The 10600-nt window shown below is 43.8% G+C and carries 8 protein-coding genes and 1 rRNA gene; 3 read left to right on the forward strand and 6 right to left on the reverse strand.

Translation table 11 applies throughout. The annotated features are described in order from the left end of the window. Positions 1 to 188, reverse strand: a 16S ribosomal RNA gene (locus tag AB4Z50_RS35575); the annotation flags it as partial. Between the two features lie 379 nt (positions 189 to 567). Between AB4Z50_RS35575 and glsA the strand changes: the two genes are divergently transcribed. Beyond that, positions 568 to 1509, forward strand: a complete 942-nt coding sequence (gene glsA / locus AB4Z50_RS35580) for a glutaminase A (RefSeq protein ID WP_076271731.1) — start codon at positions 568 to 570, stop codon at positions 1507 to 1509. Positions 1510 to 1587: 78 nt separating this feature from the next. Here the strand turns inward: glsA and AB4Z50_RS35585 are convergent, their stop codons facing one another. From AB4Z50_RS35585 to arfA, 5 genes are all read right to left on the reverse strand, one after another. After that, positions 1588 to 2148, reverse strand: a complete 561-nt coding sequence (locus tag AB4Z50_RS35585; RefSeq protein WP_339204113.1) for a DUF1232 domain-containing protein — start codon at positions 2146 to 2148, stop codon at positions 1588 to 1590. Between the two features lie 98 nt (positions 2149 to 2246). Beyond that, the gene (locus AB4Z50_RS35590; RefSeq protein WP_441887181.1) at positions 2247 to 4091 is read right to left on the reverse strand and encodes an ABC transporter ATP-binding protein; all 1845 of its coding nucleotides are present in this window, start codon (positions 4089 to 4091) and stop codon (positions 2247 to 2249) included. Next, complete coding sequence (locus AB4Z50_RS35595; protein WP_441887183.1) at positions 4084 to 5814, reverse strand: ABC transporter ATP-binding protein; 1731 nt, start codon at positions 5812 to 5814, stop codon at positions 4084 to 4086. Before AB4Z50_RS35595 ends, AB4Z50_RS35590 begins: the two co-directional genes overlap by 8 nt. A 139-nt stretch (positions 5815 to 5953) precedes the next feature. Then, positions 5954 to 6874 (reverse strand): ArsR/SmtB family transcription factor, encoded by a 921-nt coding sequence (locus AB4Z50_RS35600; protein ID WP_076271728.1) that lies wholly within the window; start codon positions 6872 to 6874, stop codon positions 5954 to 5956. An 88-nt stretch (positions 6875 to 6962) separates the two neighbouring features. Further along, positions 6963 to 8471 (reverse strand): arabinosylfuranosidase ArfA, encoded by a 1509-nt coding sequence (arfA, locus tag AB4Z50_RS35605; protein ID WP_441887186.1) that lies wholly within the window; start codon positions 8469 to 8471, stop codon positions 6963 to 6965. Positions 8472 to 8792: 321 nt separating this feature from the next. Between arfA and AB4Z50_RS35610 the strand changes: the two genes are divergently transcribed. Both AB4Z50_RS35610 and AB4Z50_RS35615 read left to right on the forward strand, forming a co-directional pair. Then, on the forward strand, positions 8793 to 9701 hold the full coding sequence (locus tag AB4Z50_RS35610) for a sensor domain-containing diguanylate cyclase (RefSeq protein WP_441887188.1): 909 nt from the start codon (positions 8793 to 8795) through the stop codon (positions 9699 to 9701). Between the two features lie 169 nt (positions 9702 to 9870). Continuing rightward, positions 9871 to 10600: SpoVR family protein (locus tag AB4Z50_RS35615; RefSeq protein WP_441887190.1), on the forward strand; the 730-nt coding region annotated here is incomplete at its 3' end.

Raw genomic sequence — 10600 nt, forward strand, 5'->3', positions numbered from 1 at the left:
ATCGCGTATCCGGTATTAGCATTCGTTTCCGAATGTTATCCCAGTCTTATAGGCAGGTTACCCACGTGTTACTCACCCGTCCGCCGCTAAGCATCAGAGGTGCAAGCACCTCATCAACTCCGCTCGACTTGCATGTATTAGGCACGCCGCCAGCGTTCGTCCTGAGCCAGGATCAAACTCTCCAAATTGGTGTTTGACTTGCTCATTACTTTTATCGCTATATTTGCTCATCCCGAAGGATTTGCAAGGCAGTTATTACTCGTTGTTCAGTTTTCAAAGAGCAAACTTTTCTATCGTTTGTCTTGCTTGTTTTTCTTGTCGTCCGCGTGTTTCTCTCGGCCGGAATTAGAATATATCATGCCCCCCTCCAATTGGTCAAGCATTTATTTAAAAAAACTTTAAAAAGCATGTTTTCACTCGATTTTCGGTAAAATATAACCAATTACTTTCAAATAAACTTAACAAATTCCAACTTTATAAACACTTCGTAATTATAATAGAATAATAATATGATTATTCAGCCATTTATCCAATTTTAGAGCTAGTTCACAAGAGGGAGCAATAAAAATGACATTATCAGAAATCGAACGTATTCAAGCTCTGCTTCCACAATGGGTTGAATCAAGCCGTGAACAATGCAGCAGCGGTAAAGTTGCCTCCTATATACCCGAGCTGTCGAAATCACCGATTGGGGCATTAGGAATACACCTTATTGATTCAAACGGCCTTTCTATATCTGAAGGCGATACAGATCTCTCTTTTACGATGCAAAGTATTTCAAAAGTATTCACGCTCATTTTAGCGCTAATGGATAACGGAGAAGATGTCGTCTTTGACAAGGTTGGCATGGAGCCTACTGGAGACAACTTTAATTCTATGCTGAAGCTTGAGCTCGTACAGCCGGGCATTCCTTTTAATCCACTAATAAATGCTGGAGCCATTGCGATCTCTTCTTTAATTGCTGGCAAAGATCCTGCTGAAAAATCTGCACGAGTGTTAGACTTCCTTCGCCTTCTTTCTAATAATAGCTCACTTGACTACGATATGGACGTCTATCGATCTGAAGCGGATACAGCGAACCTTAATCGTTCAATGGCATATTTCCTCAAAGATAACGGTGTTCTGCAAGGATCAGTCGAAGATGTCCTTGAAGTTTATTTCCGGCACTGCTCCATCAGCGTAACCTGTGCAGATTTGGCTCAAATGGCTTTAGTTCTGGCGCATAACGGCAAAAATCCTACAACCGGAGAACAGCTTATTCCTCGCCGCTTCGTTCAAATTGCCAAAACCTTTATGATAACTTGCGGCATGTACAATGCCTCTGGAGAGTTTGCGATTCATGTCGGGTTGCCAGCCAAGAGCGGCGTATCCGGCGGTATTTTAACGCTGGTGCCTGGCCGTTATGGTATCGGATTAGTTGGTCCATCGCTGAACCGAAAAGGAAACAGCATCGCTGGTGTTGCTCTTCTTGAGTCGTTATCGAGAGAGTTTGAATGGAGCTTGTTCTAATATACTGCCTTACTTGAAAACAAAAAGGATGACCGCTTGCGATAAACTCGCTGGGTCATCCTTTTTATACTGTTTGTATTACGACTGTGGATCAATTAGCTTCACATTTTTGTTCAATATGAAAAACTGCTCTGCCTTCTCACGGTGATCTTCCGTTATTTGGCCACTAAGAGACCTGTAAGCGATGAATACAGCTGTTGCATCATCAACAAAACCTGCTACAGGTATAAAATCCGGAATAAGATCAAGCGGCAAAATCCAATAGGCTAAAGCTCCAATAGCTGTGACCTTAGCAGATAGCGGCGTCTTGGGATCAGCCGAGCAATAATAAAGCGTGACTACTTCTTTAGCGAACGGCACCTTAGCTGCATGACGCTTCACTTTTGCCCAGAACCCTTCCTCTACATACTTCGTTTGCTTCTCATGGTCACCTAATTTGCTAATGTACTTTTCTATATCAACTTCCTCAGGCGGATTGATTTGTTTATGATCCAAGGTCCTTTGAAGCCCTTCTTCTGCATCTTTAAGATCAGCATCATCAATCAGTATCGTACCGCAAGAGGAGCATTCCACAACCATTTGCCTGTTCGCGTCGACATCATTTTGGTTTCCACATTTGGGGCACAGGGTAATAGTCATACATCCCACCTCCTTGATATAACTAATAATACTCTCCATCCCCTAAAATAGTTGCAATAAGGTTTGCGTATATCAGTAATAGTGTGCCATGCAGACGTTTAATCTGATTCACTCAGCATGCCATTATTAAGCTGCCCATTAACGAGCGAGCTGTAAAAGCCTTTTTGCATAAGGAGCTGTGAATGAGATCCTTTCTCCAAAATGGCACCGTCACGCAGCACTACAATCTGATCCGCTTGTTGAATGGTGTTCAGACGATGGGCTATAACAAAGCTCGTTCTCCCTTTCATAAGCCGTTGCAGCGCTTCCTGGATTTTTATTTCGGTCACCGTATCGATACTGCTTGTCGCTTCATCTAATACAAGGATTGAAGGATCTGCTAGAATCGCTCTGGCAATGGCAAGCAGCTGCTTCTGTCCTTGGCTAATTCCGCTGCCGTCTGATTTAAGTACGGTCCCATAGCCGTCCTTCAGACGAGAAATAAAGGAATGTGCGTTTGCGAGTTTTGCAGCCTGTTGGACTTCTAAATCCGTTGCATCCAGCTTGCCGTAACGGATATTTTCATAGATGGTCCCCTCGAACAGAAATGGGTCCTGCAGTACAAACGCCATATGCGAGCGCAAATTTTCACGTTTGAGCGTACGTGTATCGTGCCCATCAATCAAGATGCTACCCGAGCTCGGATCATAGAATCGGCACAAAAGCTGGATGAGTGTTGTTTTACCCGCTCCGGTTGGACCTACTAGAGCGATCGTCTCTCCTGGCGTAGCTTCAAAGCTTACCTCGCTTATCGTAGCTATCCTTCCTTCATAAGCAAATGTTACTTTATCAAAAACGACTTTTCCGCTTACTTCTGCAAGTTCGCGAGCTGCTCCCTCATCTTTTCGTTCCTCATCTTCGCTTAGCACATCAAATACACGTTCAGCACCAGCGACAGCAGATAATAGCGTATTCCACTGGTTAGCAAGGTCATTAAGCGGTCTTGTGAACTGCCTGGAATATTCCACAAATATAATAATTGTACCGACTGTTATTTGATCATTTAAAACAAATATCGCACCTATTCCTGCAATGATCGTGAAGCTTAAGTTGTTTAACGCGTTCATCAGCTTCGGAATGAAACCAGAAATCGTCTGCGCCCAGAAGCCAGAAACTCGAATACGCTCGTTGCGCTCCTTGAAGGCGGAGATGACTGTTTTTTCCTGAGAAAAGGCCTTCACTATGCGTTGTCCCGACAATGTTTCTTCTATATAACCATTTAAGTCGCCAAGATTGCGCTGCTGAGCTTTGAACAGTCGGCCGGTTTGTTTTGTGATCCATTTCATCCCCAGTACCATAAGCGGCACAACGAGGAAGGTTAATAGAGTCAAAAGCGGACTAAGGGACAACATAACACTTACGGTTCCAACAAGAAGAAGGATACTTGAAAACACTTGAATCACAGAGCTATTTAAAGATGAGCTTACGTTTTCTATGTCATTCGTAACGCGGCTCATTAGTTCTCCATGCTGACGCTTGCTGAAAAAAGGGATCGGCAGCCTGTGCAAATGATCAAACAATTCGACCCGCATGCGATAGACCGTTTTTTGCGAAATGGTTATCATCCAAATACTTTGGAGCCACATCGTGATCGAGTGCAGCGCATAAACGAGAGCCATCAATAGTAGAAAAACAATAATTCCGCTATCTCTATTCATCAAAAAGCGATCGATTGCGGTACCTGCCATATAGGGTCCCAGCAATGAGAACGCAGAGCTTAATATAACCATTACGATGACAGCTGCAAGTCTGCCCTTATAGACGATCAGGTAACTCCACATTTGCTTCAGCGTTTGGCTCATATTTTGCGCGCGTGGTTTACGTTTACCTTTGTCTGCTGCAGTGGATTCGACCGCTTCCCCAGATCTTTGGTACTGAAAAGGCTCCTTTAATTGTCTAAGCACGGGACACACCTTCCTTCCCGAACTGTGACTCGTATATTTTCTGATACAAACTGGATTCACGGATCAACTGCTCATGCTTGCCTTGTGCCAGCAATTGGCCTTCATCAAGTAGAAGAATTGAATCCGCAGCTACGGTTGAGCTTATTTTTTGCGTGATAAGGAATGTCGTGCAGCTCATATTTTTAAGTGCTTGCAGAAGAGCAGCCTCGGTTTGTACATCGAGTGCGCTTGTGCTGTCATCAAGCAGCAGCACAACTGGCTTTCTAACTAATGCCCTCGCAATCGTTAGACGCTGCTTCTGTCCACCTGAGAGATTTACTCCTTTTTGCCCCACTATCGTATCGTATTGTTCCGGCAGCTTCATAATCGTGTCATGGATTTGAGCTAGTTTGGCAGCCTCTATAATTTCTTCGATGCTGGCATTCTCCTTGCCCCAGCGAATATTATCCGCCACCGTGCCTGTAAACAGCATGATTTCTTGCGGAACATACCCAATTTGCTTGCGAAGCTGCTCAAGCTTCATTAAGCGATTGTCTTTGCCATCCACGCGAATCACGCCCGTCTGCACATCGTAAAGTCTAGGAATCAGTTGAATGAGCGATGTTTTGCCAGAACCGGTCGCACCCATAATGGCAATTGTCTCACCCGGTAATACCGAGAAGGATATATCTCGCAATACATGCAGATCAGAATCCGGATATTCAAAAGATACGTTCTCGAAGGAAACGTATCCCTCACGAAGCTTTACCGCTTCATCGCTGTCAACTGTATCTGTTAAGTCGATATCCGTTAGCACAACCTCTTCAATTCTTTGAGCTGATGCGCGCGCTCTCGAGAAGTTGACCACGATCATGGACATGATGGATAAAGCACCAATCGTCCTCATCGCATAGTTCAAAATGGCAACCACCTCACCAACGGTTGCTCCATTCCGATCGAGCTCGATTCTGCCAAACCACAACACGGCTATAACAATCGCATTCATAAATAACAGCACGATTGGCATCGTAACTTCCGTTAAACGAAGAGCGGATACGGTACGATCCATCAGCTGCTCGCTGGAAAATGCAAAACGCTTCGATTCATGCTTCATCCGAACGAATACACGCACGATTCTCATGCCGATTAAATTTTGCTGCATCACGCTATTCACTTGATCCAGCTGCTTCTGAACAGAACGAAAAAGCTTTTCTCCCTTTTTAAGCACCCAAAGCAGAAAAACACCAAGAAACGGAATGACCGCAGCAAGCCATATGGCCAGCTTAGGCTGAACGATAAAGGCCATTATGATACTTCCGATTACGAGCAATGGGGCGCGAAGCATAATACGCAGTCCCATGAACACTGTATTTTGCAGCTGTGAAACGTCATTCGTTAATCTAGTAATAAGCGATGATTCCGGAAAACGATTAAAATTGGCAAATGAGAACGATTGCACTTTTTCATAAAGCCGCTCTCTTAAATCAAATCCGAAGCTCTGACTTACGTGTGAAGCATAAAAAGAACTAAGTATTCCTACAATAAAAGCGATAACAGAGCAACCAATTAGAAAGCCGCCCCATTGCAGCACAACCGATAAATTATTTTTATCAATACCATCATCAATGATTTTTGAAATAATATACGGTTGAAGCAGCTCCACTACGAGCTCCACCAGCATAAGCAGCAGAGCAACGTAAGCAGCAAAACGATATTTTTTGAGAAAATTGAACATAGTCAGCATCTTTGTTCCTCCGAGTAATAATGGCTTAGATTAGCTATCCTACTCATTATATCTTTTTGAACAGAAAATGGTATGCACGATTATAAACTCGGGGCTATCTGAGGGAGGGGGTGCGCCTGCTTAAGGCAGTCAAGCTGCCTTAAACACTGCGCGCATCTTCATAGAACACTCGAAACATAATATCGTGATTATAGTTGCCAAAACCCTTGCCATATAAGGTTAACCCGCCTACGTTAACGGCATCTTCCTTCACGCCAATGCGGAATGTCCAGAAATTTCGCTCCAACCCAATTTCACCGATACTAGTTGATGACATATGCTGTCCATCAATTAGCGTCCCATCCTCTTGAATGCGTATCACCTTGAGCAGTCCGTATTGATTGACCCGATCTCCCCACCAAGCCGGTGAGAAACGTCCTCTTACATCTCCATAATCACCAGGGCTCGTCCACATACCGATATCCATTCCATTAAGGGAAAAATTAATGTCAGATGGCCAATTATCGTTTACCCCTGGCGCTTCTGAACCCAGCTCCAGTGTAATTTCAAGTGCCACAGGCCGTTGACCCGCTAACAAATAATTCGGCACCTTGTATTCCACATAACCTTTGCCGAACCAAAGAATGCCTGCATTCATTCGCTCCGGTTCCAAGAAGAAACGCGGATCGTCAAATTGCCCAATCAGCTTCTCCGTTGTAGCAATGCCGCAAGTCGGAAACACTTCAAATTCTGTAAAATGTCCAACTGGCACGCTAACGTCATGCACCTTCTTCACATCCAGCGCCTTAGGAGGCAGTTCAATCGTTATGGTACGTTCAGCAAGCGAGCAAATTTTATGTGTGCCGCCATGTTTACGAACCATCTTCGTCTCTACAATGCCAGCCTTCTCCAGCTTCCGAATATGCATCGTTACAATCGCGCTGCTTAGACCGATAGCTTCAGCAAGCTCCTTCACGTTCATCATATTTGTTGCAAGCAAATTAATAATGGAGAGCCTGACAGGACTAGCCAATGCCTCATATAAAGGCAGCCATGCTTCATCCGTATTCGCATTTATCATCATGATCTCCTCCTCTTTCTTTACTATAATAATAGAAGGGCATCCCAAAAGCCGCAATCGCGGCTTCCGGATCCCCTTGTTGATTCCATTATAGTTTAATACGAATAACGTTCCATGATGCTTTGCTAAGCGTCGCGGCAATTTTTCCGCCGTCTGCAAGCGCAGCATTACCTGCTGTGTGCGGTTTTACGCGATTTGGCGCGTCTGCCGTGTTCGTCATTTTCAAATCATCAGATTCAAGCACGATATGCTCAATTAGTTGGAAAGCACCGAAGCTGCGCAAGTCGATTTCGAATGGAAGAGACTCTTCCGTGTTGCGGTTAACCGCAAAAATCGTTACTTCCTCTTTCTCTTCATTATGAACGGCTACCGTTTCCAAGTATGGTACGTCTGTAAAATCCTTTGTATCATGCTTCGGCGATTTCACTAGCGGTACCAGCACTGTGCCACGACCGAAAATGCTTGCGTGCATGTATGGATAATAAATCGTTTGCTTCCATGCAGGTCCGCCATTTTGCGTCATGATTGGTGCGATCACGTTAACCAGCTGTGCGATACAAGCCATCTTTACACGATCTGCACGTTTAAGCATACTGATCAGCATGCAGCCAACAACAAGTGCATCTTCATGATTATACACGTCCTCAAGCTGTGGCGGAGCAATTTGCCAAGGATCAAGCTTGCGGTCTTGTGCATTCGAATGATACCACACATTCCACTCGTCAAAGGAAAGGTTGATTTGCTTCTTTCCACGTTTTTTTGCTTGCACATAATCACAGGTTGAAATGACTGTATTAATGTAGGAATCCATGCTCATAGACTGTGCAAGGAAGTTTTTCGTGTCGTTATGAGGGTTCCCATAATATTGATGAATCGACACATAATCAATCGTATCATAAGCAAGATCAAGTACGGTAGCTTCCCATTCAGGGAACGTCGGCATTCCGATGTGCGAGCTTCCACATGCGACTAGCTCTATGGTCGGATCAACCCATCGCATCGCTTTTCCTGCTTCGTTAGCAAGGCGACCATATTCTACAGAAGTTTTGTGTCCGATTTGCCAAGGTCCATCCATTTCATTGCCGAGACACCATGTCTTTACATTATGGGGATCTTTATAACCATGCTGGATGCGAAGATCGCTCCAATATGATCCTGACTTATGATTGGAGTATTCAATCAAGTTGCGTGCATCATCAATGCCGCGAGTACCAAGATTGACGGCCATCATAGCGTCTGTATTCACCTTTTTGCACCAGTCCATAAATTCATTAAAGCCGATCCAATTGGGCTCAACCGTTCGCCATGCAAGCTCAAGCCTCTTCGGACGCTGATCTACCGGACCAACACCATCCTCCCAGTTGTAACCGGATACAAAATTACCGCCAGGATAACGGACGATAGGCACATCAAGTCCCTTTACAAGCTCAAGAACATCGGAGCGAAAACCCTGCTCATCTGCTTGCGGATGATCCGCCTCATAAATGCCGCCATAAACCGCACGCCCAAGATGTTCTATGAATGATCCATATATACGTTTATCCACTTCCCCAACTTGAAAATCCTTATCCACTATCATTGTCGCTTTGTTTGTCATAATCATCCACCTCAATTAAATTAATAATTTCATTAATTAGTTAGTTAAGAGTTAATAGTGATTTATACTACTTATTTAACTACACGTTCGTAATTAATTCAAGTATTAATTTTATATATAATGAATTTATATTTATATTAATTCATAGGAATAGAGGACCGATTCTTTATTCGATACAAGGTTAAGGTTTACGAAGTCATAAATTTATAGTTCAATTTGCCTAGTTATTATCAATTGTTTCTTGAGTTAGTCCTCTTTTTAGACTACTATGGGACTATAAGGTAATTCCTTTGTTTCAACACTACGGCAGGAGTTGAGAGCATGAGCAGTACCATACGCTCACTAGAAGATGCAGCCGACCATATTATTGACACCTTGAAGCACTTTCTACAGGTTGACACTTTATTGATAGCTACAATTGATCATAATGGAAGCAGAATCATAAGAGCGCTCAACCGTCATGAAAATGAAGGAACCAATAGCTTACCGTTACATTTGCTGCAAAGTTATTGCAATCTTGTTTTAGAGCAGGATTGTTCCATTCTTAACATCACCAATACACTCGATGATCCGCGTACAGCCTCTTTACCTATTACCCAGCAACTTGGAGCACAAGCTTTGGTCGGAATCGCTGTAAGAACAGCTGACCAGACAGCAGTTGGTACCCTATGCGCCATAAATAAAGAACCGATTCATCTAGATGAAAGGCAGCTCGGATTTCTCCATTCGATGGCCGCTTTTTTCGGATATATATTGGATTTAGAAAACGCAAGTGTTACGGACAGCTTGACCGGTCTTTACAATCGACGTTATTTATCTCATTTGGATCATGCTGGCTCGGACAAGCAGTTTAGTGTGATGTTCATCGACATCGATGATTTTAAAGAGGTTAATGATTCGTTCGGTCATGACTTTGGTGATTTGCTGCTGCTTCAAATTTCCAAGAGACTGAAACAAGACGTCAGAAAAACCGACATCCTCGTTAGATACGGTGGAGACGAATTCGTTATTTGCTTTCAGCATTTGGTGGACAACCAAGATATCGATTTTGTAGCCAGTAAAATAAAAAAATCGATTGACGAGCCATTCACAATCAATGGTCATATCATTCATATTTCCGCTAGCATAGGCATTAGTTCAACGCACGGCACGGCTAGCACGCTAAAAGAATTGATAAGCAACGCTGACCTAGCGATGTACGACAATAAGCAAAATGAAAAAAAACTTTGAGATCGTCTGATTCCACTTTGAGTATTTACTCGAAAAGGCAGACGTCCAAGGTTTTTTCTTTTTTTGATCGCCACATACGCTGAGTCCATCCTGCACACTTCGTCATAACCTTGACCACCCGCTCATACACATGGTATGAATCGTATTTTCGCATGCGGAGGGATGACGGATGAGACAAGATGAAATTCGTGCACTGGAGCGATCCATTGATGAAATAACAGAAATAGCTACCGGCTTTGGTTTAGACTTTTATCAAATGCGCTATGAGATTTGCCCGGCAGAAATTATTTATACCTTTGGCGCGTACGGTATGCCGACAAGGTTTAGCCACTGGAGCTTTGGAAAAACGTTCAACAAAATGAAGCTCCAATACGACTTCGGCTTAAGCAAAATTTATGAGCTCGTCATTAACTCCAACCCCTGCTACGCGTTTCTTCTAGAGGGCAATTCTCTCATTCAAAATAAACTCATCGTCGCCCATGTGCTTGCTCACTGTGATTTTTTCAAAAACAACGCTCGCTTTGGTGTAACCAATCGCAATATGGTCGAGAGCATGTCTGCTACAGCGGATCGTATTCATCAATATGAAATGGATCATGGCACGGAAGCGGTCGAGAAGTTTATCGATGCGATCCTTGCCATTCAAGAGCATGTCGATCCGACGCTCATTAAGCCTTATCAATTGGATAAGAAACGTTATATCGAAATGGTACAAAAGGACAGCGAGCGCTCAGAGTGGAATATCCCTTCCTCCTCATATGATGACTTGTGGAATCTAGACCCAGATCGCACAGCTGCCGCCGCATCAGCCGCTCAATCGCAGGCCGCTGACGCCAAACGTTTTCCGCCACGGCCAGAAAAAGATCTCATCTGGTTCATTGAGGAATACTCCCCTACTC

It is taken from the genome of Paenibacillus sp. 2TAB26, from assembly GCF_052115145.1.
In the GTDB taxonomy this organism is placed as follows: domain Bacteria; phylum Bacillota; class Bacilli; order Paenibacillales; family Paenibacillaceae; genus Pristimantibacillus.

Excerpts from the sequence above, each read along its gene's own strand:
- glsA (WP_076271731.1), top strand. The coding sequence starts at position 568 with ATGACATTATCAGAAATCGAACGTATTCAAGCTCTGCTTCCACAATGG.
- AB4Z50_RS35585 (WP_339204113.1), bottom strand. The coding sequence starts at position 2,148 with ATGACTATTACCCTGTGCCCCAAATGTGGAAACCAAAATGATGTCGAC.
- AB4Z50_RS35595 (WP_441887183.1), bottom strand. The coding sequence starts at position 5,814 with ATGCTGACTATGTTCAATTTTCTCAAAAAATATCGTTTTGCTGCTTAC.
- AB4Z50_RS35600 (WP_076271728.1), bottom strand. The coding sequence starts at position 6,874 with ATGATAAATGCGAATACGGATGAAGCATGGCTGCCTTTATATGAGGCA.
- arfA (WP_441887186.1), bottom strand. The coding sequence starts at position 8,471 with ATGACAAACAAAGCGACAATGATAGTGGATAAGGATTTTCAAGTTGGG.
- AB4Z50_RS35610 (WP_441887188.1), top strand. The coding sequence starts at position 8,793 with ATGAGCAGTACCATACGCTCACTAGAAGATGCAGCCGACCATATTATT.